Genomic DNA, 26083 nt, shown 5'->3' on the forward strand with positions numbered 1-26083 from the left:
CTATTTTTTATAGAGGCACAATGCCTACAGGATTAATCGCATTTGATTTTGCTGCATTCCAAGAACCTCTGTGAAGTTCAAAGTGCAGATGCTGGCCATAAGATTGTCCAGTATTACCCATGATACCGATTTGCTGGCCTTTAGAAACAGTCTGGCCAGAGCCTACTGAACGGCTTCTCATATGAGCGTATACTGTTGTATAAGTTTGTCCGCCTATAGAGTGGGCAATGAAAATGGCATTTCCGTAGCTGCTTGAATAGTATGAACGGATTACGACACCATCTGCAGCTGCCACAATTGGCACTGTACCGCCTGATGCTATATCAACACCATAGTGCTCGCCTAATGAACGGCCGCCAAAACCTGAAGAAAGTCTTCCTGCAGCTGGCTTTGTCCAGGCGCCGCTTGAAACAGAAGGTGCAGAAACCTGCGGGCTGCTTGATAATCCACTGTCAGATGATGAACTGCTTCCTGCTGATGAACTGCCTGCTGACGATGAGCTGCTCTTTTTAGCCGCTTCCTGGGCAGCTTTCTGTTTTGCCAATTCAGCTTGTCTTGCTGCCTCAGCTTGTCTTGCTGCTTCAGCTTGTCTTTCCTGCTCGAGCTTGATTGCTTTTTGAATTGCTGCTTCCTGGGCCGCAAGAATTTCATTTTCTTCTGCTAGTTCAAGCTTATGAGCATGCATTTCCTCTTCTTCATGCTTTAGGGATGCAAGCAGTTTATCTTTCTCTGCCTTTTGGGCATTTAAGTTCTTTTTCATGCTTTCAAGCTCTGCACGCATTTTTTCTAAAGAGGCAAGCTCTTCTTTTACCTGAGCCTGTTTTTTCTCCAGCTCGTCTTTATCCGCCTGATGCGCTTTTAGAATATCCTGGTCAGCTTCTACGATTGTTGCAACTGCTCCAACGCGTTCAACAAAATCTCCAAAGCTTTGCGCACCCATTAAAACATCAATATAGCTCACCATTCCGCCAGTCTCCTGGTAGTTGCGGGCACGATCTTTTAATAGTTCATTTCGCTTTTTGATGCGCTCTACTAATACTTTAATTTCGGCTTCTAATTTTTCAATTTCCTTTTTGGTTTCTGCAATCTGGCCGTTTTTCTCTTCAATCTTTGCTAAAGCATCACTGATGGCTTTATCAAGGCGCTCAATCTCACTTTGTACAGACTGCTGCTCGCCCTGGTTTTCGTTAATCTTTTTATCTGTATCGGTAATCTTCGATTCTACTCCTGAACGCTGCTGGTTAATTTTATCCTTTTGGCTGTTTAGATCGTTTAGTTTATTTGCTGCAGACGCCTTTTCGAGAGGCAGTCCGACTGTTGCGCTGCCAAATCCCAAAATGGCAGCCAGTGATAATGTGATGATGGATTTCTTCAATTTTCCGATTTCTCCTTTCAATGAACACCATATGTACAGGTCAATCGTTCTATTTTTTTAACTATGTCTGAAACATTTAACACTGCTGAATCGTCTATTATTATGAGGCTTGAAGGCGCCTGGACAGGTTCCCCCCGCAGGGCCTTCTAAGCTGGTTTTATACTTTCAGGAACTTTCTGACTGACATCAAGCTTCCCCATACACCAATGAGTGCACCCATCAGGATAATTAGTCCGGAAATCTGATAGACAAACGGACTAAACTCCAGCAGCTTGATAAAGTGCCCTTCAAGCTTTGGCGCCAAATAGTCATAGGCATAATAATAGGCTGTTGATACAAGTGCAATTGGAATAATCGATCCAAGCAATCCAAGCCATAAACCTTCCAGGAAGAATGGCCATCTGATGAAGGAATTGGTCGCTCCTACCAGTCTCATAATCTCAATTTCTTTTCTTCGCGACATGATCGTAATTTTAATCGTATTGGAAATCAGGAACATGGCAGTAAATAATAGGCCGATAATCAAAACAAGGCCAACATTTCGGCCGGCATTGATAAAGTTAAATAGCTTTTCAACCTGCCCCTGCCCATATTTTACTTTTGCGGCATATTCCATTTTTTCAATCTGCTTCGCTGCTTTCATTGTTTCTGCCGGGTTTTTCGTCTTTACGATAAATACATCGTTCAGCGGATTATCCTGTTCGAACAGTTTAAAGGCTTCTCCTTCTTCACCAAGGCTGTCTATTAAACTATCAAGCTCTTTTTCCTTAGTTGAATATTCAACTGTTTTGACTTCGGGTATCCCTTCGATTTTTTGCCGTAAATCTTCCTGATCCTGCTCATTTGCAGCAACATCGATGTGAACGCGGATTTCCACGTCCTCTTCAATGGTTGTAGCCACCTTGTTGAGATTCATCATAATGACGAAAAATACGCCAACCAAAATGAGTGTTACTGTCACCGCACTTGCCGAAGCAAACGTCATCCATCCATTCCGTCCGAGGCTCTTAAAGCTTTCACGGAAGTGCCGGCCCAATGTTCTAGCTTTCATAGCCGTAATCACCTCTTTGCTCGTCACGCACAATCCTTCCGCCCTCAATGGCAATTACGCGGTGCTTAATCGTGTTAACAATTTCTTTATTATGAGTTGCCATGACCACAGTCGTTCCTCTCGTGTTGATTTCATCGAAAATGTTCATGATTTCCCACGAAGTATCCGGGTCAAGGTTTCCTGTAGGCTCGTCCGCTATTACGACCTTAGGAGAATTTACGATGGATCTGGCGATGGAAACACGCTGCTGCTCGCCGCCTGATAATTCGGTCGGAAGCATTCTTGCCTTATGCTTTAAACCTACAAGGTCCAAAGTTTCCATGACTTGTTTTTTAATATTTTTTGGATGCTCTTCAATGACCTCAAGAGCAAAAGCAACATTCTCATAGACAGTCAATGTCTGGAGCAGCTTAAAGTCCTGGAAAACGACACCTATTTTACGGCGCATTAGCGGTACCTTTGCATTCTTTAATGTAGCCAGGTTCACTCCATCAATGGTTATCGTTCCGCTCGAAGGCTTTTCTTCCCGGTACATCATTTTGATAAAAGTGGATTTACCGGCCCCACTCGGTCCTACTACATAAACAAACTCGCCTTGTTTGATATGCACATCAATCCCGCTGGCAGCTGTAACTCCATTGGGGTATCTCTTATAGACGTCTTTCATATCGATCATATATATCACCTAGCATCTAGTGTGTATTAAGAATTAAATAACAGACGGCTTTTTTCGCTAAAAAACGACATCCTTTCGACATAGAGGATGACAAAATACTTGTAAATACTGCCTATTTAGCCATCTAAAATTCTCACACAACCCATTATAACATCATAAGTTGTCAAAATAACGGAAAAAATTATTACAGTTTCTTTTCAATCCTTTAACTAATGTTACTTTTTTCCTGAGTTTCATTAATATTCTAGCGTTTTAATCGCTCAGTCGACGAATTTTTCCTTCTTTTTTCATATTGCATTCACTCGATATTTGTCACATATTGTTTTGCCTCAGCACAAGCAGTAAAGAAAATAGCCTTGTATATATTGTTGTTTTTTCACCTTAATGGAGTCCGTTGATTTACGCTTCAGGATGCTCGCTTTCCTCTTGCGGGCGCTGAGCCTCATCGGCGCTTCCCGCACTGGGTCCCATCTGTCCCACTGCTCCCGGAGTCTCGCACTCTCCTCTCCAATTTACGATGACAGAAAAAATAAAAACGCCCTGCTGAACAGAACGTTTTTATTTTGAACCCTATTATTTCTTGCCTGCTAGCCAGGATGCAACTGCAGAAGCTTCTTCTCCCTGAAGCAATCCTTTAGGCATAGCTCCTTTACCGTTAGCAATTGTGTTTTCAATATCTTCCTTTGATAGGCTGGCACCAATTTTATCTAGTGCAGGTCCTACACCGCCTTCAAGGTTTGCACCGTGGCAGCTTGAACATTTCTGTTCAAAAAGCTTTTGTGCATCACCAGCATCAGCAGTATCAGTCGTTGTTTCACCGCCGCCGTTTGTAGCAGTGTCCTTGTCTTCAGCAGCATCGTCTCCGCCGCCGCAGGCTGCAAGAACTAAAGATGTACCCATCAGTAATGCTAGTAGCTTCTTTTTCACCTATAATTCCCCCTCAGGAAAAAATACTAAGTACAGCTATATTATACCAACACTATACTCGTTTGAAACCCTCGCCCAACACCTCGGAAGCATCCGTAACAATGATAAATGCAGTAGGATCAACGGTTTGAACCAGTTGTTTCAATTTTGTGAACTCCGTCTGGTCCACCACACACATGAGGACTGGGCGTTCATGGTCGGTATAACCACCGTATGCTGATAGTTTTGTCACACCCCGGTCAATTTTATTCAAAATTCCTTCACGAACTTCACTTTGTTTTTCAGTAATGATTAAAGCCATCTTTGTCCGGCTGAATCCAAGCTGTATGAGATCGATTGTTTTGCTTGTTACATATAAAGCAATTAAGGCATACAGCCCCTGCTCTATGTCGAAAATAATCGCAGCCGACAGTACGATCAATCCATCGATTATTGCAACACAAGTTCCAAGAGACAAACCTGTATACTTGTTAATAATCTGTGCTGCAAGGTCTGTCCCTCCTGTTGATGCTTTACCCCGGAAAACGATGCCTAAACCCAGGCCAACGCCAATTCCGCCAAACAGAGAAGCCAGCAGCGGATCGGATGTCCATGGCTCATATTCTTTCGTAAGGAATACAACTAAGGGCAGAAAGATTGTTCCTGCCAGCGTTTTAACCCCAAATTGTTTGCCGAGCAAAAGTACGCCTGCAATAAAAAGCGGTATATTAAATGCCCACTGTACGTATGCGGGCTCCCAGCCAGCAACCGCATCCAGGATTGTACTGATCCCGCTCACCCCTCCTGATGCAATTCGATTGGGCAGCAAAAACATATTAAATGCAATGGCGATAATTCCTGATCCTATTAAAACATATATGTACTCCAGCAATCTCTCCGCTTTTGTACTATAAGTATATCCTCTTCTATTCTTGCCCATTTCTTCTCCCTCCGGTGTCACGATCTATACAGAATAAGTTCCTATTCCATTTTTACCGTCAGTGAGTATAGCACGGAGTCTTGAGCATGTAAATGCCATTAAACTGCCGTATTAAAGGATGGTAGTCCTCCACCTCTGCTTTTCATTATGTTGTGACAAAAACAGTCAATTTATCATGCCGATTTTTGTATGCAATGTTTATGATCTTTGTTTCGGGATACATCTATACTGCTTTCTCAGCAGCATGAAGTTCAGCGGCATGTGGTATAATGTCGAAAAGGAGGTGAGACAAATGGAGAAGATACTTAATGAAATTTTAGGTACCTTAAAGGAACATTCAAAGAGATTTGATTCGATTGATCATGAATTTGCTGATGTTAAAAACAGGCTCGGGAATGTTGAAAACAGAATTGATAAAGTTGATAACAGGCTCGGGAATGTTGAAAACAGAATTGATAAAGTTGATAGCAGGCTCGGGAATGTTGAGAACAGAATTGATAAAGTTGATAGCAGGCTCGGGAATGTTGAGAACAGAATTGATAAAATTGATAGCAGGCTCGGGAATGTTGAGAACAGAATTGATAAAGTTGATAACAGGCTCGAGAATGTTGAGAACAGAATTGATAAAGTTGATAGCAGGCTCGAGAATGTTGATAATAGGCTCGGAGTTGTTGAAAATAGCATTGAAAGACTTTCTGAACAGATTGAAAACAATGCCACCGAATTCAGAAGCCATTTTAAGCATATTGAAACGAAGTTAGAGCAGCATGAAGAGACTTTCCATATAATTTCGGATACTCTGAAGGGTACAAAAATTGATATTGAACACCTTAGTAAAAAAAGCGGAGTCCACGAAACTGAAATTAATCAACTCAAAAAGCGTATCCACTCCTAGAGCAATCCCCATTCACCGGCTAGCTCAGTTATAATTCCATAAAAAAACAAGCCTATGCCGGTTATACGCCGACATAGGCTATTTTATTTACGTATTAATCCTGAGGCAAAATCAATTTTGAACGCAAATATGCATTAATAAACATATCCAGGTCACCGTCCATAACACCCTGGACGTTGCCGACTTCCGTGTTGGTACGGTGGTCTTTTACCATGGAATACGGATGGAAGACATAAGAGCGGATCTGGCTTCCCCAGCCGATGTCTTTTTGCTCACCGCGGATTTCAGCCAATTCCGCTTCCTGCTCTTCGATTTTCTTTTGATATAGCTTAGCTTGAAGCATTTTCATGGCACGTTCGCGGTTTTTGATCTGGGAACGCTCCGTCTGGCAAGTTACCACGACATTTGTCGGCAAGTGAGTGATACGGACAGCAGAGTCAGTCGTGTTGATATGCTGACCGCCTGCGCCGCTTGCACGGTATGTGTCGATTTTCAGATCTTCGGTACGGATGTCGATTTCAATTTCATCATTGAATTCCGGCATCACTTCACAGGAAACGAATGAAGTATGGCGGCGTCCTGATGAATCAAATGGAGAAATCCTTACCAGGCGGTGTACGCCTTTTTCTGCCTTCAAATAGCCGTATGCATTATGGCCTTTAATGCTAAGGGTAACACTCTTGATGCCCGCTTCGTCTCCCGGCAGGTAATCAAGTGTTTCGACTTTGAAGCCTTTCTTCTCTGCCCAGCGCGTATACATACGAAGCAGCATGCTTCCCCAGTCCTGTGACTCGGTTCCGCCTGCACCCGGATGCAGTTCAAGAATGGCATTGTTCTTATCATATTCCTCGCTTAAAAGAAGCTGAAGCTCGAAATCGTTCAGGCGCTTCACTAAGTCCTTGAGCTCTTCCTCAAGCTCGGCCTGCAGTTCTGCGTCGCTCTCTTCTTTTACTAGCTCATAAGTTAATTCCAGATTCTCAAACGTTTCGTATAAATCGTGGAATTCAACCACCTGTTCTTTCAGTGAGTTTGATTCGCTGATAACTACCTGTGCCGCCTGCTGGTCATCCCAAAATCCAGGCTGCAGCATGACATCATCAAGCTCAGCGATGCGCGCCTCTTTGTTTTCTAAGTCAAAGAGACCCCCTAAAGTCCGCTAAAATCTTAGCTGTTTTTTCAAGTTCATTGCGAATATCTGCTAATTCCATTTTGGTCACCTCGTAAGTTATTTTTTCCTATTATTTCGTGATTATCTTGAAAAAGCAATCAGTTTAGATGTCACATGTTGATTTCCGCTGCGAGCATTTGCTTTCCGCGGGGAGGAACGGGAGCCTCCCGCAGGACATTGAATAAGCTTACTCGAATGAACACTGCACGAAGGAAATGTGTCAGCATTTTCGAGGATCAAGTGCCCTCCACTCCAATCAACTCAGATGTAAAACATAGTTTTCTGCTAAAAAAGAAAAGCTCCACAGAAACAGCTTTTTCAAAAAGGATGAGCCGGCAAAGCTGTTGCCGGCTCGGGTGTTTATTTTTCTGCACCACAGCAGTTTTTATATTTCTTGCCGCTGCCGCAGATGCATGGGTCATTGCGTCCGACGTCCATCTGCTTGACGACAGGCTTTTTCTTAACCTTTTCACTGTCTTCTTTCGGGTTGACGGCCTGGCCTTTGGCTACTTCCTGTCGCTCGAGGTTGTTGCGGATTTCGGCTTTCATGATGTACTTCGCAACATCTTCTTCGATGGAAGCGATCATGTTTTCAAACATCGCAAAGCCTTCACCCTGGTACTCGCGAAGAGGATCTGTCTGGCCATACGCACGCAGGTGGATTCCCTGGCGAAGCTGATCCATTGCGTCAATGTGATCCATCCATTTGGAGTCAACCGCACGCAGCACGATGACTTTCTCAAATTCTCGCATTTGCTCAGGGCTAAGCATTTCCTCTTTTTCATTGTAGCGTTCTTTGACCTTGGCAAAAATGGTTTCGGCGATTTCCTCCGTATCCTTGCCGCGGATATCATTTACGGTTAGGTCGCCTTCATTTAGAAGGTTTCCATTTACATAGTCAATGATGCCCTGCAGGTTCCAGTTTTCCTCGTCTTCATGTCCAGGTGCATACCCTTCCACATTACGCTGGATGCTGGTCATGATCATCTTTTCAACAATTTCTCTCAAGTTCTCAGACTCCAGAACTTCGTTACGCTGACCGTAAAGAATCTCACGCTGCTGACGGAGAACATCGTCGTAAGAAAGAAGCTGCTTACGTGCATCAAAGTTGTTGCCCTCAACGCGTTTTTGCGCTGATTCAACGGCTCTGGAAACCATTTTACTCTGGATTGGCTGAGTGTCATCCATTCCAAGGCGCTCCATCATCGATTTCATATTGTCAGAACCGAAGCGGCGCATCAATTCATCTTCCATGGAAAGATAGAATTGCGTGACACCAGGATCTCCCTGACGTCCGGAACGTCCACGGAGCTGGTTATCGATTCGTCTGCTTTCATGGCGTTCTGTACCAATAACGCATAGTCCGCCAAGTTCCTTCACACCTTCACCGAGCTTGATATCCGTACCGCGCCCTGCCATGTTAGTCGCAATTGTCACGGCACCCGGCTTACCGGCATCCAAGATGATTTCCGCTTCACGGCCGTGGTTCTTCGCATTTAGGACGTTATGCGGAACACCTTTTTTAGTCAGGTATTTAGAAATGATTTCAGATGTTTCGATAGCCACTGTACCGACAAGCACAGGCTGTCCTTTTTTGTGGCGATCAGCGATATCTTCCACCACCGCACGGAATTTCCCATCCATTGTTGCATAAATTAAGTCCGGACGGTCATCACGGGCGATCGGACGGTTTGTCGGAATGACAATAACGTTCATATTGTAGATATTGCGGAATTCCTCTTCTTCCGTTTTCGCCGTACCAGTCATTCCGGCAAGCTTTTCATACATACGGAAATAGTTCTGGAATGTGATCGTTGCAAGCGTCATGCTTTCGTTCTGGATTTCGAGGCCTTCCTTAGCTTCGATAGCCTGGTGAAGTCCATCACTGTAGCGGCGGCCCTTCATCAGACGGCCGGTAAATTGGTCAACGATGACAATTTCGCCTTCCTGAACAACATAATCGACATCCAAATGCATGCTGGAGTGTGCTTTTAATGCCTGTGTAATATGGTGGTTAAGTGCAACATGAGAAATGTCGAAAAGGTTATCGATTCCAAAAGCCTTCTCTGCTTTGGTCATCCCCTCTTCTGTCAGCTGCACACCTTTTGTCTTTTCATCATATGTGAAGTCTTCATCTTTTTTCAGGCGGCTGACAAAGGCATTGGCCTGAATATAAAGCTGAGTGGACTTTTGTGCTGAACCTGAAATAATCAGCGGTGTACGAGCTTCATCAATGAGGATGGAATCCACTTCATCGATTACGGCATAGTGCAGCGGGCGCTGAACCTTCTGCTCTTTGTAGAGAACCATGTTATCGCGAAGGTAATCGAATCCAAGCTCGTTGTTTGTGCTGTATGTGATATCGGCAGCATATGCTGCCTGTTTTTCTTCTTTGGAAAGCCCATTTAAGTTCAAACCGACAGTCAGGCCAAGGAATTCGTAAAGCTGGCCCATTTCAGTAGCGTCACGGCTCGCAAGGTATTCGTTGACCGTTACAACGTGAACGCCTTTGCCGGTTAAGGCATTGAGGTATACCGGCATGGTTGCAGTCAGGGTTTTACCTTCACCGGTTTTCATCTCAGAAATATTTCCGTCATGAAGGGAAATACCCCCCATTAACTGAACCGGATAAGGATATAAACCAAGAACGCGCTTTGCTGCTTCGCGGACAACCGCAAAAGCTTCAGTCAGCATATCATCGACGGTTTCACCCTTTTGGTAGCGGGCTTTGAATTCTTCTGTTTTCTCGCGCAGCTGCTCGTCCGATAATTTTCCCATATCAGATGCAAGTACTTCAATTTGTTCTGCCATTTTGGTGAGACGTTTTATTTCGCGTTTATTTTGATCAAACACTTTATTTAAAATCCCAAGCATAAAAACGCTCCTTTATGTTGGATATGACAGCACAAGTGCCTTGCTGATGAATCAAGGCGCCGGAGCTATGCATATCTAATTTCAAAGTCTATTGAAGCATAGGTAGTTAAAGATTCGCTCTTTTTCGGCGGAATCCTCCCATGAAAATTCACATTATTTCTTATTAATATTACCACTTTGGGCAGGGGGTGACAACTTATGCCACATGCGGGCTATTCCAGATCTTTAATTTGCTGATAGTCGGGTTTCGGTAAATACACTCTTCCTTTTTTTGAACCGGAACTCGGCAGTTTACTGGCTGAGAGAAGTTTTTTGGCTATATCCCCTGAAGAAATGTGAAGAAAACTGCAGATTTGTCTATTTTTCAATGGAGAATCATTGTTTAGGAGGGATAAATCCATAAGAGCTGAAATGTGTGCATTCTTGTCTTTAGATTGGCATTTGGTGCAAAACCATGTTCCATAATGGCGCTTCATTGGATAGAAAGAGCAAGCTTTGCAGATAACCCCTGTTTGTATATCAGATCTTGAGATTTCATAATGCTTTAGGATATCAAAATGGTTTGGGGTATGTTCTTTTAGAAGGAATCGGGAGATTTTCTTCATATCTTTTGGAGATAGGACTTCTTTTTATGGGAGGCCTTTATTTTCTCAATACTTTTCAGAAGGAATTGAACATGAAGAACTTTTTGGAGCATTTTCGCGTTGCCTGGAGCGGTTTTAAGAATGGTAGAGGGTTTGCTGATGACGATGAAAAACTCAATCGGAATATTGATATTGCGTTTCAATAGCCATTTTTTCATTTCGGAAGATTGTACTCTGGCTTGCTCTATCGAATTTGGAAAGCCTTTGACTTCACCTTTGCTATTTGTTTGGATCAATTGATTGAAATCAGGATCGAAATATAAGGTCCCGCCATAGTTTTTCACTTCTAAAATTAAGGCAAAAGCAGGATTTAAGATAAGCGTATCAATCTGGAAAAAATGCTTTCCGTTTGAAAGACGCAGGTCATGGAGGATCATATACTCTTTTTCCGGCAGTTTGCTTAAGTGGAAGTCAATTGCCTGCTCCCCTTTATAACCTGCTAATCTCCTGGTTTGATCTGATTCGACCATTAACCGCTTGGGATGATTTTTCGCAATTCTTTTCAGCAATGCATGATTTTTTTGTATTCTAATGGGGATATATCTGTCTTTTTCAATCAAAAGCAGCACTCCTTTTTAGGTTTGAAGATAGAATTCGTTTGCGAAGACAAATTTTCCTGCTTTCTTAATTCATTTTCAATGCAGAGAAGGTATATCGGTCACTTTGCCAGATTTATCGGTCAAAATTTATGTTTATCGGTTACTTTCTGGTTATATCGGTCATATTCTACTTTTATCGGTCAGTCCGCGCCAGATCCACTTTACCGCAAAAAAAGAGAGCAAAAATGCTCTCCGTTTTTATGAATTCGACGATTCAATCAGTTCAATAATGGTTTCCTCAACTGCGTCATAAATTTCACCATAATAAGCAGAGACACGGTTCGCATTGATTCCGTATTTCTCTCCAAATTCCTTCTGAGTGAGATTTTCCTTTGTTGGCGCTATCGTGCTCACAAGGTAACGAAGACCCGCAACATAGTTGTCAGGCTTTTTGACCTGTTTTCCCGTTTTCGTCAGATACTCCATCCAGAGTGAAATCCCCATCCCGGTGAGCCATGGTTCTTCGCCGGCATCTGTCATATGGTCCCTGAACATGTCGGCCACCTGCTTTGCACCCTTTGTTGGCCAATCGAAATTTTCCATTGATGGGACTGACAGAGATTTTGGGGTATCATTCATGAGGTCCACGAAGTATTCAGCCAAATATTCTTCAGGATCATCGTATTTTGCATCTTCAAATGAATACTGAATGTAATCTGCAAACTGTGCAGCATTTTCTCCTGGCAGATCGAAAATGGCCGGAAACGCTACATACTCTTCTCCATAGGGAAGAAGCATGGCAAAGGCAAAGTTTCCTTCATTAACATCCATATCACCAAATAGAGAGATATTGTAAACCTTCCCGGTCAGGCAATCTTTAATCGCTGCTTTATTTTCAGTCACTTCGGTCAGTATTCCAGCTGCCGCTTTGCTGTCTGCCCACGATTTTAAAATGTTTTTTAAGCGCGGGCGTGCCACAGCCGGTAATTTCGCATGGATGAACTCATCCATTACGGATTCCATTTCTTCCAGAGTTCCAAAGAGTATGTACCAAAAAGAGTGTACAAACTCATAGAACTCTTTTTCCTCTGGTTCAATGTCTTCAAGGATATCCAGAAGATCCATGAAATCTTCTTTCATGTCATCTGCAAAATGAGTAAGCGCATAAGCCCTTACTTCCTTTTGAAGCTCAAGAACTTCGTGATTCAAAACATCCTTAATTGAAACAGCATCTTTGCTGCCGCAGCACTTTTTATATTTTTTTCCGCTCCCGCACGGGCACGGTTCATTTCTGCTTACTTTTACTGTTGACATCTTATAAATCTCTCCTACCAAATTCGTTTAACTCTACTATCCTAACATTTATCAGCAGTTTAGGCATTAATCAAGCGGATTTAAACATTTGGCAGGTTAAGGAAGCTAAAATTGGGTGCTTTTTTGAATGGAGTTAGCTGATTTCGTCACTTTATCAGTTTTATCGGCCAGTTTTTTATTTTATCGGTCACTTTCCAGGTATATCGGTCGCATTTTCCTTTTTATCGGTCAGCTTTTCAATATATCGGTCAGTTCGCGTCCTTACAGCTTTCCAGCAGGCCTCCATTAGAAACAAAAAACGGTGAGTCCACAAATACTCACCGTTTTTCTTTTACTTTTATTGTTTTGCCAATTAAGCCAAGAAAATTCCCCCATAAACCAGCGCCCCTGCAATAACAAAAGCCGGATGCACTTTAAGTTTTTCCAAAAGGAAAAAACTAAGCAGTCCAATGAAAAGCGTCTGCCAGATGCCGATTCCATCATAAGAAGAGAATAGGAAATCATAAGTCATAACCCCCAGCAGGACGGCGATAATCGGCCGAATATAATTGGTCATCCGCTTAACACGGGGGGATTCTTTATACTTCATCAGCAGCCCAAGCAATGCGAGCATTAGAATCATGGAAGGTGCCACTGTTGCAAATACACCAATTATAGATCCAAGAACCCCTCCCTGCTCATAGCCAATATAGCCTGCCATTTTTGTTGCAATCGGACCTGGCAGTGCATTGCCCATTGCCAGCATTTCACTGAATTCATTCGTTGTCATCCATTCATAATTGTCTACCACTTCATGTTCAATCAAGGGAATGGATGAAGGTCCCCCACCATATCCAAGGATCCCGGGGATGAAAAATGCCAGGAATATCTGTACATATATCATGCCGGATTCCTCTCCTTTTTAGCTTCATTTTTTTCTGCAGCATCCTTTTTCAGAAGGGCAGTTACCAGTGCAATAAATATAATAATTCCAGGATGAATATTCACAAATTCGATAAGAACCAAGCTGGCCGCTACAAAAAGAAATGTCCAAACCCAGCCGAGTGATGACTTTGTAGACTTTTTAATAAAATCCCAGGTTAAAGTAGCCAGCATAACAGCAACAACGGGAACGACCGCCTTTGTCATGCCGGCAACCCATGGCTGATCCTTTAAGTTATTTAATGCTGTTAAAAGAACAATCATAAGAATGATGGTTGGGACCATTGTAGCTATCAGCGCGTTCAGCATTCCCAGAAACCCGCCTACCCGATAGCCGATATATCCCGCCATTTTTGTATTAATAGGTCCGGGCAGCGCATTGGCGAGGGCTAATATATCTCCAAACTCGTCTGAATCCATAAATTTAAAGGTATCCACAACCTCTTTATGAACTAGCGGAATGGCAGAAGGCCCGCCGCCAAAACCCAAAATGCCCGACCGAAAAAACGCAATGAAAATCTCCTTTTGTTTCATGTGTTCACATCCTCTTAACCAATTGCTTAGACAAGCCATGTCCCTTTTCAGCATGCATCCCAAAAAAGAAGGTTGAAGGAGCGGTCATTTCTTCCGCTCCTCAATTCCTTTTATATGTTTATTTTACTCTTATATGCGCGCTGCTTCCTCATTTTTTATTACCAGGCGGCGATAGATCCGTCTGTGCGCGCCTCTGTTCCGCCCATGAGCACACCTGTTTTCGGGTCACGCCAGATAATTTGGCCTCGGCCGAATCCGCCTGTATCAACGGTTACTTCGATCTGATGGCCTTTGCGCACCAAAGCCTGTGCAATATGATTAGGAAAGTGCGGTTCCACCTGGACCTTTTTCCCTTCAATCCACTGCCACCTTGGCGCATCAAGGGCTGCCTGCGGATTCAAGTGGAAATCCACTGTATTCATGACCACCTGCATATGTCCCTGTGGCTGCATATAGCCTCCCATCACACCGAACGGTCCAACTGCTTCTCCGTCTTTTGTCATGAATCCAGGGATAATCGTGTGGTACGTTTTCTTGCCGGGCTTCAGTGCATTATGGTGCTCAGGATCAAGAGAGAAATCGTGTCCGCGATTCTGAAGGGCAATTCCCGTTCCAGGAACGACAAGCCCGGACCCAAAGCCCATATAGTTACTTTGGATGAAGGAAACCATATTTCCTTCACTGTCTGCTGTCGCCAGATAAACAGTACCTCCGCGCGGCGGCTGGTAAGCCTCAGGTGTCAGAGCTTCGCCCGCAATCTCGCTGCGACGGGATTCGCCGTACTCCTCTGAGAGCAATTCTTCAACTGTCACCCTCATTTCCGCCGGATCTGTAATAAATGCCTTGCCGTCTGTAAAAGCTAATTTCATCGCTTCTATTTGTCTGTGATATGTATCCACCGTTTCTTTATCCCGGAATTCAAAACCTTTTGCGATATTTAAGCCTAAAAGTGCGACAAGACCCTGGCCGTTCGGAGGGATTTCCCAGACATCATATCCGCGGTAATGAACTTTGATGGGGTCAACCCATTCCGCCTTGTAAGCTGCGAGGTCTTCCTTTGATAGGAATGCATTATATTTCTTGGAATAAGCATCAATTTTTTCGGCAATTTCCCCGCGGTAAAAGCTCTCGCCATCCGTTTCGCCAATGGCTCTTAAAGTGGCAGCATGCCCTTCAGAGCGCCAGATCTCACCAACTTCAGGAGCCCTGCCATCTGGAGCAAAGGTTTCAAACCAATGCTGGAATTCATCATCCGTCAGAATCTGCTTGAACCTTTTATAAGCATACTGCCAGTATTTGCCGAGAATTGGTGTTAAAGGATAACCTTTTTCAGCATAATCTATTGCGGGCTGAAGGACATCTTTTAACGGAAGCTTGCCGAATCGCCTGGAAAGCTCAACCCATGCGGATGGTGCTCCAGGCACTGTAACCGGCATCCAGCCGTGCGTCGGCATTTTTTCGAAGCCTCTTTCCTTCAAAGCTTCTATGGAAATGGACTTTGGAGCAGGGCCGCTTGCATTCAACCCATACAGTTCCCCTTTGGTCCAGACTAGTGCAAATGCATCGCCGCCGATTCCGTTTGATGTCGGTTCAACAACAGTAAGGGCAGCTGCTGTTGCGATTGCTGCATCTATGGAATTTCCGCCTTTTTTCATCATATCTAATCCAGCCTGTGCTGCAAGCGGCTGGGAAGTTGCCACCATGCCGTTATTCGCCATGACGGTCGTTCGCTGCGATGGGTATGGGTGGCTGTGGAAATCAAAGTTCATGGAGTTCACCTCTGTATTAAAGTGTTAAAATAATTAATTCTGATTATATCAAATTATATAAATATTATGTTAGTATTTATTTCGGAAAACTAAACTAATGTTGAAATATTGACAAAGTGTAAGATATACAATATGATTTAGCTATAAATTGAATAGTTCTCCTAAAGGGGAGTAGCTTTTACAGCAGAGTCGTCATTACGGAGCAATTGCTCTCGGCTTTGTTGGCAATCTAAACAATTGTTAGCAAGACCTTTACCAAATTCGGTAGAGGTCTTTATTTATGGGCCTTTACCACCGTGGTAAAGGCCCTTTTTGTATACAGGCCCGCACCGCCTTACGTTTTACTTTATAAAATGGAGGAATAGGTAGAAGGAAAATTACTTGAAACTTTATCATTATTAGTACGTAAAGAAGGAAACAGCAAAACCGTGGTGTGAGCGAGCAGCTCCCCCCTATAAAATTAGAGGAGAGATCGTTGTTGATTTTACGAAAATATATGTCAATGCTTGGAATAGGTTCTGCGAAAATTGATCTGCAGCTGCCAAAGCTTCAATATACGCCGGGAGAAAATGTGAGCGGAATCTTCCTGATTGAAGGAGGAACCATTGATCAGCAGATTAAGCGAATTGAGTGTGACCTGGTCATGGCATCGCCTGACGAAGAGAAGGAGGAAGTGATCGGAACATCGACCATTCTATCCACCAAAGTCATTGAATCAGAAGAAACCAACAAAATGGACTTTAACTTCCAGCTGCCCGAAGACATTCCCTGCTCTGCACCAGACCGGATTTTTCAATTTAAAACAAGATTGATTTTTAACGAAGGCGTCAAAAGCGCCGACCTGGATAAAATCACGATTATCCGATAACCAATCCCAAGGAGGAAGTAAACGAGTGTAACATGTCCCCTCTTAACCATACAAATTATAAAAAGAGGAGATTCATACCTACTTGAACACTTTGCAAAAGTGGCTATTTCTATTTACTTTTTGAAGCATACTTGAAACAAGCTATCTATCAGCTGCCACACTTGAGGTGAAAAATCCGCCCCGTATTCAGGTGGCAGTTTCCATTCAGCGAATGAACTAGAAAAAGGTGAACTAAATGAAGTTTCTCAAACGCATCAAATTTGTATTCAAGTTTTGGAGGTTCCTTCCTTTCTTAAAGGACTATTTTCTTTCATGGGAGGTATCTGCCGGCAAGAAACTACTACCTGTTGCGGCGGCAATTCTATATATCCTTCTGCCGCTCGATCTTGTGCCTGACTTTCTGTCGATCTTAGGTTTTACGGATGACATTGTGATTACATCATTTGTCCTTCAGCAGATGGTGAAAATGGCACCGGAGTCGCTGAAGGAAAAATATAAGGTCCTAGAGGAATGATGTTAAAGCCTGTGAAATGCAGGCTTTTTTATTTTGCCAATTTTTTCGAGTAAGGGTCTGACTTCAGACTTAAGACCTCCGCCTTTCTGCCGATAATAGGTAAGGCGAAATATTACAACATGGAGGTTTACTTTGAAAAAACTACTACCTATTCTGCTTCTATTCAGTTTACTTCTGGCAGCCTGCTCTGCCTCTGAACAAAGCACAAAACAAAATAAAGAATATAAAATTGGCATTCTCCTCTCTGATACAGGCCTGGGAGATGAGTCTTTCAACGACTCTGCATTCCGGGGCCTGGAAAAAGCGCGTGATGAGCTTGGCATTCTGTTTGATTACAAAGAAGCCCCGGACGGAAATTTTGAAAAGCCGCTTGAAGAGCTGGTCAAAGGAGATCATGACCTTGTCATCGGACTGGGCTTTTCCGCTCAGGAAGCACTCGAAAAGGCGGCAAAGAAATATCCAGATCAGCAATTTTTGCTTATCGATGCCGTATCCGAGCTTGATAATGTGGTATCACTTACTTTTAAGGAGCATGAAGGCAGCTTCCTTGTCGGAATGCTCGCTGCCATGACAAGCAAATCGGGCAAACTAGCTTTTATCGGCGGTGTTGATGTGCCTGTCATCCACCATTTTGAGAATGGATTTATTCAAGGTGCCAAGCACTTCAATCAGAAAATTGAAATATTGACAGAATATGCCGGAACATTTGGAGATGCTGCTCTCGGTGAAAAAATAGCGGAGAAGCAAATTGCTGCGGGTGCAGATTTTATCTACCCTGCTGCCGGATTCACCGGCTTTGGCGCACTGAAAAAAGCGGAAGAAAAAGGCGTGCTTGCCGGCGGTGTCGATTCCGACCAATATTTCGTTGCTGAAAAAGCCGTTGCCGCATCGATGGTCAAAAACATCGACATTGCTGTTTTTAACTTAGCTAAAGAATTGAAGGAAAATGGAAAAATCGAGGCTTCATCCTATGAATGGGGACTGGCAGAAAACGGTGTCGGCCTTTCTGAAATACGCGTAATCTCCTTAACAGAGGAGCAGAAAGCTGCATTAAAAAAAGCAACTGAAGACATAATCAATGGAAAAATCACAGTAACAGCTGAATAAAGGAGCATCCAAGATGACATTACGAAACCGCCTTATTATTGTCACGCTGATCCCGCTCGTGCTATCAATCAGCATGATAGGCTTTATCATATACCAGACGTTAAACATTCAAAGCTCCGCTAAAGATGATGTGGACCTTCTTCTGAAAGTGAAGGACCTGGAGCAAAGCCTGGTAGTGACAAGCCAGTCGCTTGCCAATTATACCTATAATTCCAGTGATGCCAATAAGGACCAGGCACTAACCATGATGACAGAAGTTCAGGAAAACCTGGCTTCCCTCTCTTCAGTTGCCTCAGTTCCCGGGCATAAAAAAATCATCGGCAGCATTGAAGGAAAATATGCAGAGCTGTCGGAAGTTTCTACCGAAGCCTTCAACAAGGGAAACAAAGCGGAAATCAAGCGCCAGAGCATAAGAATATCCGGCATTTTAAATGATATGCACCTATTAAAGAAGCGTACAAATGAGTGGTATGAAGGCATTCTTCAGGAGACCAGCCAGAAAATCGCCTTTATCACGAATTCCTCCCTCATAGGAAGCGTGCTGCTTATTTTGTTATCGGCTATCTTCTCATGGATGGCTGCCAGAAAGATTACAAAACCAATTAATGCGATTGTAGAAAAGGCAGAGAAAATTTCAGAGGGAGATTTAACAGCAGACTTATCACAGCTTTCCTTTAAAGAGAACAGCCGCTATGAAGTGGATAAACTATCAGAAGCTTTCTCAAAAATGGTGGTGAATCTAAAAGGAACCGTGCAATCCATTGAAGAAGTCAGCCAAAATGTAAAAGGATTTGCCGAGGATGTGGCTTCCTATATGCACAGCTTAAATGAAAGCAGCAGCCAGGTGGCTGTTTCAACGGATGAACTGGCGAGAGGAAGCCAGGCCATTTCTGAAGACGTTCAGGCAACCGCCGAGTTAATGAGCGTAATGGGCGAGCAATTTTCAGCTGTCCACCATTCCAGCGAGCAAAGCGCCACACAAAGCACACAGGCATTGGAGTCTGTTGATCATGGCAGAGTCTCCTTAGAAAAACAAAAGAAACTTGCTGAAGAGATTTCCGGTTCGTCTAACCATATTAGAAGTTCAGTCAGTGAATTTGCCCAGTTCACCAAGGAAATTGAAGGGGCAGCCAACACGGTTAAAGATATTGCGGATCAAACAAATCTGCTGGCCTTAAATGCGGCTATTGAAGCAGCCCGTGCCGGTGAAGCCGGTAAAGGATTTGCGGTGGTGGCGGAAGAAGTCCGGAAGCTCGCCGATTCCTCTTCCAAAGCAACAGATCTGATCGCCTCGATGGTCAGCAACATCCAAAATGGCATCAGCAATATTTACAATGCCACCGAGCAGGGACATGCCCTTTCAAAAGAGCAATCCCAATCGATGAGCGAGACAGAACAGGTCTTTGAAACCATTTCCAGTCATGTATCCGGCATTCACAGCCATCTGGAGAAATTGGTTGAAGATATGAAAACCTCCAGTGATATGAGCCAGCAGGTCATTAGCGCTGTGGAAAATATTTCAGCGGTAACCGAAGAAACGGCTGCTGGAACTGAGGAAATCTCAGCGTCTACCGAGGAACAGCTTCGCGCGTTTGAGCAGGTTATGGTGAAAGTGGAGCAGCTGAAGGAAATGACTGGGGTGATGGAAAGGGAATTGGAGAAGTTTACGGTTTAGGCGGATTTTTGGAAGTGTCGTTTTACTGAAATTGTAAACGATGCAATTAGGTCGGGAAAACCTGCAAAGAGAAGTATAATTCTTGCAAATAACTTCGGCATTTCTGCAAATAGAACGGCGAATTTGCAAATAGTAGACCAATTCCGCAAATAGCCCAATAGTGAACCCAAACAAACGAAAACCCCGCCTCAGCAGCGGGGTTTTCACGTTTTATTATTGCGCTTCAATCAAACCGTAGCGGCCATCTTTACGCTTGTACACTACATTAGTTAAGTTAGATTCTGCATTCGTGAATACATAGAAGCTGTGGCCCAGCATGTTCATCTGCAGGATTGCCTCTTCACTGTCCATTGGCTTCAGGTCGAAGCTCTTTTGGCGGACAACTTCAAGGTCGTTATCCTCATCTTCCGCTTCAGGCACCTCTATCTCATTTTCCAGTGCTGCAAACACAGCAGTCAGATTGCCTTTTTCACGGAATTTGCGGTTCACCTTTGTTTTATGTTTGCGGATTTGGCGCTCCAATTTATCTGTAATTAGATCAATCGCTGCATACATATCATCATGATCTTCCTCTGCACGAAGAACCAGATTCGGCATCGGAATCGTTACTTCCACTTTAGAACGGTTATTGTTATACGTTTTTAAATTTACATGTACATTTGCATCAGGAGTTTCAGTAAAATACCTTTCTAACTTAGCAATTTTCTTCTCTACGTACTCTCTAATTGCTGGAGTTACCTCAATGTTTTCACCACGAATGTTGTAATTCATACGTGAACTCCTCCTTCTCATTATACAATGACAGCCTTTTCATTAGCGTTTACTGTGAAAATCACCAGTAATGCCTGAAAAGGAAATGCCTAGTCTTAAAAGTATATTAAGACTATGTATTTATATTTCTATTTTACCCCTAAAAACTCCTGCTGAAACTGATAAAAAGATTGATAATATTTGTCGAATAGGTGACGTGTATAAAAAAAACGAGCAGCTCCTTTTGCTGCTCATCCTTTTATATCAATATTGCCGCCCAAGTGGGGCTGGGCTGCGTGCTGGAGGGCCTGTATGTGAGAACCGCTCATCATCTTATTAATAAATTCTGCATTTCCCTCTGCTTGATCCATGGCTTTTTTCATGAGCGAGATGGATGCCTGCTGCTGGACCTGGCCTTGGGATAAGACCATGGACATTAATGGGATATCCAAGGGAGCACCTCCTGGCTATTTAAGCCTGAACCTATTTAGGATTGGATATATGGATTTAATTCCTGCTGAATATTTTTATGCCACTCTGCAAATGCAGGATAGAGCTTTTTCGAAATGATCTCCTGTCTAACAGGAAGATCGTCAAAGTTCTGAATAAGAAGTTCAGCCTGATCGGCAACTGCACTAATATCAGCAATCACCTTAAGCATGGGCTCATTGCCTTGAACAAGATAGCTAAGCTGTTCATGAGCTGAAGCGACTTGAGGGAATGCCTGAAAAACATCACCAAGAAGCCGATCACCCTCTGTTTTACTGAAATCGCTAAAGCTTTTTACGATATAATCAAAAGCCTCATCAATGGTATATAATAGATCGCTGTATTCCTTCATAAAAATATAGTGCTCTTCGGTCAGAGTCAACAAAGTTAGTCACCTATTTTCTTTTATCATAAAACATGCCGTCCGTTGCCAGTGATTGATAGGGATTTGCATATTTTCCGGATGATTCTTTTTTAAAACTTAAGTCTTTGATGTCTTTTTGAATAAACAGCTTTTCCCTTTTCATCAGCTGGGTGACTTTTGCATTGAGGCTGATCAGCCTGGCCCCCAGATCCTTTTGGGTGTCTGTATATGGAGGAGCCATGCCAGCCATTGCCTGCTGGCGTTTTTCAAGCAACCATTCAACCTGACTAATTTTCGAATCACGGTCAAGCTCTGCATCATCAAGTAATGCTATCAGCTTTTGTGTGGCATCATAAAAGGTTTGTACCGAACTCACTACACTGTACCGCCCTGCGAGAACTGCTTCTGGCGGTTCACCTGAATGACTTCCTTCCACGTATCCCGGAACTCAGTTACCAGGCCTTCTACCTCATCCAGTATGGAAGCATCATTTTTAATGTTAGCTTCCATTAATCTGCGATTCATGAAGTCGTATAAAGACATCATATTTTTAGAAACTTCGATGTCCATATTTAATGTAACCATCAGCTCCTGAATAATAGATTGAGCCTTTTGGATATTGGTGTTTTTCATTTCAATATTCTTTTCTTCAATGGCTTTCTTCGCTTGATGAATAAACTTAAGGCACCCGTTATACAGCATCAGTGTCAGCTCTCCAGGAGATGCGGTATTCACTGAGTTTTGCTGATAGGATTGGTATGGATTGCTTACTGCCATTTGTAACACTCCTTTTTCTTACATGCCCCCGCTAAATTGGTTCATAAGGAACATGGATTGCTCATTGGAACGCTGGATCGCTTTTTCCATGGCGGTGAACTGGCGCCAGTAGCGGTCTTCAACCTGCTTTAATTTATTTTCAAAACTATCAATCCGCTTGCCTACATCATTCAGTTCCCTGCCGATGGTAAACTGCTGATTGGTTGAGAAGCTGTTTCCGGCTTTTGTCTTCAATTTATCCATCGCAGCGTTCACCGTATCATAAAGCCTGTGGGCAATTCCTCTTTGACCGTCTGTCTGTCCTTCCCCTCTAAAAAGATTTTCAACAGACACAGGATCATCTTCGATTGCCTTTCTCAGGGCGGCTTCATCAATTTCAAGCTTACCGCCTTCTAAATAATTACTGGTCGTTTTAATGCCGATACTGGCCAGCTGATTATAAAGCGGAGAAACAAGGTCATTTGATACAGGCTGGTAAAAGTTCATCCGCATCCCCGATAAAACAGACTGAAGGGTAGAATCCTTGCGCAAGAGACCGCTTTTAGCCCGCTCTTCCCATTGCTCCTGCTGCTTGTCTGAAAGCTGCTCACGCTGTTCATCGGTTAATGGGGTGTAGCTTCTATAGCGCTCTTCACCCGTTTTTTTCTGGATTTTATCGATCATTTCATTGTATTTATCAACAAATGCCTTGATATTGTCAAAAACCTTTGTGGAATCATTGCTGACATTGAGGCTGACCGGCTGATCTTCAAACGTCTGCTTAAGGGTAAAAGTGACGCCGTTCACTTCAAATGTGTTTGAGCTCCGATTGGTAGCCAATCCGTTAATCACAAATTCAGCGTTTCTTCCTTCTTCTTTGACCGCAGCCCCCTTAAAGCGCAGAACATCATTCAGAAAGCTTCCGCTTGTCGTGATTTCAGCACCGCCTTTATTAAAATCACCCGTCTCTGTGCGGGTCATCGTCATTTGGCCAGTAGCACTGTCAAAGAACATATTGACACCAGCACTTGAAGCATTAACTTTACTGATGACATTATTCAGAGACTCACTGCCTGAAATAAGGAAGGAATCATGACGCTCTCCTTTAGAGGTTGAGGTATCAACAGAAAAGGCAGTGTATTTGTGGTCATACGCAATATCCAGAATCATCGTTGTGTCCGATCCATCTGCTGGTTGTTGCATATCGGAATTAAACGTGATTTTCCCTGTTTCGTAGTTAAGCGTACCTACCACTTTATTGGCATCATCGAGTATTTCTCTTTCTCCATTCACGATATTGCCCATTGAAAATGCTTTCTCAGTGGTCGTTCCGGACGCAGTTTCCTTAATCTTAATGCTTTTCACTTTATTCAAGGCACCTTGAGCCAATTGAATGGAGGAAGTGCTGCTTGAAATAGCGTGTGAACCCGTGCGCTCAGTAGCCACATAATCAATCTTAATGACACTTCCCTTTGCAGGTTCCTTACCGAATTGCATTGTTCCATCTTCTTTTACCAGCACTTCATTCTCTTTTAAGGGACGGTTCGCCGCACTCAGTTCTGCCTCACTCAGTGCATTAAACCCTACTCCATTAACTTTTACACTCCAAGAACTGAGTTCACTAAGGTCCACTTTGGACATATCACCGAAGCTAATAGCTGCTGGATTGGTCACGTTTAAACTTTTATTTAAAACGGCACCATTTTTCCAAGCACTACCGACAGTATTTCCACCTGAATCTGTATGATTGCCTTTATACATAAGACTGCTTTCCTGTGCATATAGGCTTTTACTTGGGTCAATAGACTTCCCGTCCGCAGAAATGCTGCCGCCGTTCACTCGAGTCTCAGCACTTGCCAGCTGTGTTACTTTTGAAATCGAGTAAGAAGACTGGCTGGCTGCACCGCTTGCTGTGGCAGTTACCATTGCTTCATTTGAAGAAGTTGTCAGACGCGAGCGATAACGTGTAGTCAGCTTCATCTGCGTCAATTCACTTCTAAAATCCAATAGGAGAGAATTCATTGTACGGTAATCATCCCGCTGCCATTCTAATACTTGTTTCTTCTGCTTTAATTTATCAAGAGGCATCCGTTCTGCCTTCATTAGATCCGATACAAGCTGGTCAATATCCATCCCGCTCGCCAGACCTCCGATTCTAACCAATTCGAATTCCTCCTTTAAATCTTCTTATCTACCATTAGTCCAACAAATTCCGTCATCGCTGCGTACATATCCAGCATTTTCTTTGATGGGATTTCCTTTACTACTTCCTGGGTTAGGTCATCAACTAGAGTTACGTAATATTCATTTAGCTCTTCATGAAGAACAAACTTTAATGAGGTGTGAGAAGCTTGTAAGAATTCGTTCATGCTGTCGACTACCTCTGTTAGCTGACCTTCCTTCAGTGGTTCAGCTTGTTTACGTGCTGACTGTTCGAGTATATTAGATTCTTTTTTTGCAAACTCATTATTTATTTCAATATTATTTGAAAATCTAGGTGTAAGAGGCATGTGTTGAGATGATAACCGATCGATCATGGAAATCCCCTACCTGTATTAATTTATTCTTAGTTTTTATATCGGTAGGGGAGCGGGAATGTTGAGCGGGAAATTAGGTAGAGAGGAAATTGTGATATTGCGGATGGGTTTTTTTATTAAGACTAATGAGTGGGTAATCATCCATTTTCATTCATTACCGAATGTGGGGTCAGGTACACTGATAAGTAGCTTCATTTGTTTTACAGATTTCATTGAGTATTGATTCACACATTCTCCTCCTAAAATAGAAATAGCCCCTACTCCGATGATCGAAGTAGAGGCTTAGATCGTTTGTTTCTTGAACATCTAGCGCTCACAGGACAACCGTACGTTATGAATATCTAATTATTACTGGTTATATATTTTTTGCTACTTGAGATTCAATGTCCAGAGGTTGTTAATGCACACAAGTGGTCTTTCGGGGCACAATCTACTTTCCCCATTTGCCCCAAATCTATCAATACTTGCAATCAACTTGAGGTATAATCATCTAAATTCATTAATTGAAGGTAATTTTCACAATTGAATTCGTTTATTAAAATTCTAGATAATTCATTAATATCACTAATAGAATCTTTTGGTGAGCTTTGTAGTAGATTATAAATCGAAATTAATCCATGTAATTCAAACTTTTCCCTTAAAGCAACAAAGTTATAATTCTGTGCAAAAGTGGATCGATCATATAATTCTAATAACCAAAACTTATCATCATGAAAATAATCATAAGGAATTTCTTGTAATTCATTACTTAAAGCAAAACAAAGTTGAAGCTCTCCAAATCCAGCATAGTCAAGTTCTCGTTTTAATAAAAAATGATGGGTTATACTTTTCATTAAAAAATGCTTCAAAGAACTCGCATCACTAGGAGGATTATCATTCATCTCAATAGGTAATAGCGCACCATTAAGGATAAGTAAGTAATGCATTAATTCATGGGCCAGGATTAGAATAGACTCACTACCCAATGTTATATCCATTTCAATAGATACTTCATTTCGACCATAACTTATTCTTCCTTTTGTTCTTGAAAAACTCTCCTCTACAGTAAGTTTTCTTTTATGCTCTGGATGATTTTCAATTTGATTATACAGATTACGTAACCTTTCATCTTTTACAATGAATTCCTCTAACAAATCTCTTCTAAAGTCTTTCATCACCATTTCCTCCTATAAAACAAAAGAGACCCTAGTAAAACTAGAGCCCCTTCCAATTAATCTAAAATTAACGAAGAAGTTGTAAAACTCCTTGTGGTTGTTGGTTCGCTTGCTTCGCGACTGTATCTTTCGATAACAGAATAGACTATATCTTCATCCATGTTTTTCATGGAGCTGGGCACTTCGAACAGCATTTGCTGCCCTACGAGATTCATAGTCATAGCTTTTGCCTTAGACCGTACTTCTCTAGTCGTTGAACCTTC

The 26083-nt window shown here is 42.7% G+C and carries 26 protein-coding genes; 5 read left to right on the forward strand and 21 right to left on the reverse strand.

What is annotated here, in order from left to right:
* Positions 1–7 precede the first annotated feature (7 nt).
* The 5 genes from ACR42H_RS24045 to ACR42H_RS24065 form a co-directional block, all read right to left on the reverse strand.
* Positions 8–1375, reverse strand: coding sequence for a murein hydrolase activator EnvC family protein (locus ACR42H_RS24045; protein ID WP_113883768.1), 1368 nt, complete (start codon positions 1373–1375; stop codon positions 8–10).
* Between the two features lie 157 nt (positions 1376–1532).
* Positions 1533–2426, reverse strand: coding sequence for a permease-like cell division protein FtsX (gene ftsX / locus ACR42H_RS24050; RefSeq protein WP_436373627.1), 894 nt, complete (start codon positions 2424–2426; stop codon positions 1533–1535).
* Positions 2416–3102, reverse strand: coding sequence for a cell division ATP-binding protein FtsE (ftsE, locus tag ACR42H_RS24055; protein ID WP_009331896.1), 687 nt, complete (start codon positions 3100–3102; stop codon positions 2416–2418). The genes ftsX and ftsE overlap by 11 nt, the downstream gene beginning before the upstream one ends.
* A gap of 573 nt (positions 3103–3675) precedes the next feature.
* Positions 3676–4029 (reverse strand): cytochrome c551, encoded by a 354-nt coding sequence (cccB, locus tag ACR42H_RS24060; protein WP_113883770.1) that lies wholly within the window; start codon positions 4027–4029, stop codon positions 3676–3678.
* A gap of 52 nt (positions 4030–4081) precedes the next feature.
* Positions 4082–4948 carry a YitT family protein gene (locus tag ACR42H_RS24065; protein ID WP_436373630.1) on the reverse strand — a complete coding sequence of 289 codons (867 nt, stop codon included), beginning with the start codon at positions 4946–4948 and terminating at the stop codon, positions 4082–4084.
* A 259-nt stretch (positions 4949–5207) separates the two neighbouring features.
* On the opposite strand from ACR42H_RS24065, the gene ACR42H_RS24070 reads away from it, so the two are divergent.
* Complete coding sequence (locus tag ACR42H_RS24070) at positions 5208–5843, forward strand: LA_3659 family protein (protein WP_436377061.1); 636 nt, start codon at positions 5208–5210, stop codon at positions 5841–5843.
* Between the two features lie 94 nt (positions 5844–5937).
* Here the strand turns inward: ACR42H_RS24070 and prfB are convergent.
* The 7 genes from prfB to ACR42H_RS24105 all read right to left on the reverse strand — a co-directional run bounded on the left by prfB (position 5938) and on the right by ACR42H_RS24105 (position 15606).
* A protein-coding gene (gene prfB / locus ACR42H_RS24075; RefSeq protein ID WP_436373632.1) for a peptide chain release factor 2 occupies positions 5938–7051 on the reverse strand; the annotation gives its coding sequence in 2 pieces (ribosomal slippage) (positions 5938–6978 and positions 6980–7051; 1113 coding nt in all).
* A gap of 320 nt (positions 7052–7371) precedes the next feature.
* A complete protein-coding gene (gene secA, locus ACR42H_RS24080) occupies positions 7372–9885 on the reverse strand; it encodes a preprotein translocase subunit SecA (protein ID WP_436373634.1) in 2514 nt (837 codons plus the stop codon).
* A gap of 601 nt (positions 9886–10486) precedes the next feature.
* A complete protein-coding gene (locus tag ACR42H_RS24085) occupies positions 10487–11089 on the reverse strand; it encodes a nuclease-related domain-containing protein (RefSeq protein WP_436373636.1) in 603 nt (200 codons plus the stop codon).
* 237 nt (positions 11090–11326) lie between these two features.
* Complete coding sequence (locus ACR42H_RS24090) at positions 11327–12382, reverse strand: YecA family protein (protein WP_436373638.1); 1056 nt, start codon at positions 12380–12382, stop codon at positions 11327–11329.
* 352 nt (positions 12383–12734) lie between these two features.
* Positions 12735–13265 (reverse strand): chromate transporter, encoded by a 531-nt coding sequence (locus ACR42H_RS24095; RefSeq protein ID WP_113883802.1) that lies wholly within the window; start codon positions 13263–13265, stop codon positions 12735–12737.
* Positions 13262–13837: a chromate transporter gene (locus ACR42H_RS24100; protein WP_113883860.1), complete on the reverse strand. Its 576-nt coding sequence runs from the start codon at positions 13835–13837 to the stop codon at positions 13262–13264. The genes ACR42H_RS24095 and ACR42H_RS24100 overlap by 4 nt, the downstream gene beginning before the upstream one ends.
* Before the next feature lie 158 nt (positions 13838–13995).
* The gene (locus ACR42H_RS24105; RefSeq protein WP_436373641.1) at positions 13996–15606 is read right to left on the reverse strand and encodes a gamma-glutamyltransferase family protein; all 1611 of its coding nucleotides are present in this window, start codon (positions 15604–15606) and stop codon (positions 13996–13998) included.
* A gap of 478 nt (positions 15607–16084) precedes the next feature.
* Between ACR42H_RS24105 and ACR42H_RS24110 the strand changes: the two genes are divergently transcribed.
* From ACR42H_RS24110 to ACR42H_RS24125, 4 genes are all read left to right on the forward strand, one after another.
* Positions 16085–16474, forward strand: coding sequence for a sporulation protein (locus tag ACR42H_RS24110; RefSeq protein WP_197205092.1), 390 nt, complete (start codon positions 16085–16087; stop codon positions 16472–16474).
* Between the two features lie 235 nt (positions 16475–16709).
* Positions 16710–16988 carry a YkvA family protein gene (locus ACR42H_RS24115; protein WP_436373643.1) on the forward strand — a complete coding sequence of 93 codons (279 nt, stop codon included), beginning with the start codon at positions 16710–16712 and terminating at the stop codon, positions 16986–16988.
* Between the two features lie 132 nt (positions 16989–17120).
* Positions 17121–18095: a BMP family lipoprotein gene (locus tag ACR42H_RS24120; protein WP_436373645.1), complete on the forward strand. Its 975-nt coding sequence runs from the start codon at positions 17121–17123 to the stop codon at positions 18093–18095.
* Positions 18096–18108: 13 nt separating this feature from the next.
* Positions 18109–19770, forward strand: coding sequence for a methyl-accepting chemotaxis protein (locus ACR42H_RS24125; RefSeq protein ID WP_436373647.1), 1662 nt, complete (start codon positions 18109–18111; stop codon positions 19768–19770).
* Between the two features lie 213 nt (positions 19771–19983).
* Here the strand turns inward: ACR42H_RS24125 and hpf are convergent, their stop codons facing one another.
* The 9 genes from hpf to ACR42H_RS24170 all read right to left on the reverse strand — a co-directional run bounded on the left by hpf (position 19984) and on the right by ACR42H_RS24170 (position 26041).
* Positions 19984–20541: a ribosome hibernation-promoting factor, HPF/YfiA family gene (gene hpf, locus ACR42H_RS24130; protein ID WP_436373649.1), complete on the reverse strand. Its 558-nt coding sequence runs from the start codon at positions 20539–20541 to the stop codon at positions 19984–19986.
* 230 nt (positions 20542–20771) lie between these two features.
* Positions 20772–20972 (reverse strand): YjfB family protein, encoded by a 201-nt coding sequence (locus tag ACR42H_RS24135; RefSeq protein ID WP_436373651.1) that lies wholly within the window; start codon positions 20970–20972, stop codon positions 20772–20774.
* Positions 20973–21007: 35 nt separating this feature from the next.
* Positions 21008–21391 (reverse strand): hypothetical protein, encoded by a 384-nt coding sequence (locus tag ACR42H_RS24140; protein ID WP_436373653.1) that lies wholly within the window; start codon positions 21389–21391, stop codon positions 21008–21010.
* Positions 21392–21404: 13 nt separating this feature from the next.
* Entirely contained in the window at positions 21405–21749 is a 345-nt protein-coding gene (locus tag ACR42H_RS24145) for a flagellar protein FliT (protein ID WP_436373655.1), read from the reverse strand.
* Positions 21749–22150: a flagellar export chaperone FliS gene (gene fliS / locus ACR42H_RS24150; protein ID WP_076257527.1), complete on the reverse strand. Its 402-nt coding sequence runs from the start codon at positions 22148–22150 to the stop codon at positions 21749–21751. Before fliS ends, ACR42H_RS24145 begins: the two co-directional genes overlap by 1 nt.
* An 18-nt stretch (positions 22151–22168) precedes the next feature.
* Positions 22169–24292, reverse strand: a complete 2124-nt coding sequence (gene fliD / locus ACR42H_RS24155) for a flagellar filament capping protein FliD (RefSeq protein WP_436373657.1) — start codon at positions 24290–24292, stop codon at positions 22169–22171.
* A 14-nt stretch (positions 24293–24306) separates the two neighbouring features.
* A complete protein-coding gene (gene flaG, locus ACR42H_RS24160; RefSeq protein ID WP_436373659.1) occupies positions 24307–24666 on the reverse strand; it encodes a flagellar protein FlaG in 360 nt (119 codons plus the stop codon).
* A 470-nt stretch (positions 24667–25136) separates the two neighbouring features.
* Complete coding sequence (locus tag ACR42H_RS24165) at positions 25137–25820, reverse strand: hypothetical protein (RefSeq protein ID WP_436373661.1); 684 nt, start codon at positions 25818–25820, stop codon at positions 25137–25139.
* A gap of 56 nt (positions 25821–25876) precedes the next feature.
* Positions 25877–26041, reverse strand: coding sequence for a hypothetical protein (locus tag ACR42H_RS24170; RefSeq protein WP_436373663.1), 165 nt, complete (start codon positions 26039–26041; stop codon positions 25877–25879).
* Positions 26042–26083 lie beyond the last annotated feature (42 nt).

This window comes from Cytobacillus sp. BC1816 (genome assembly GCF_051353635.1).
Taxonomy (GTDB): Bacteria; Bacillota; Bacilli; order Bacillales; family Cytobacillaceae; genus Cytobacillus; species Cytobacillus oceanisediminis_C.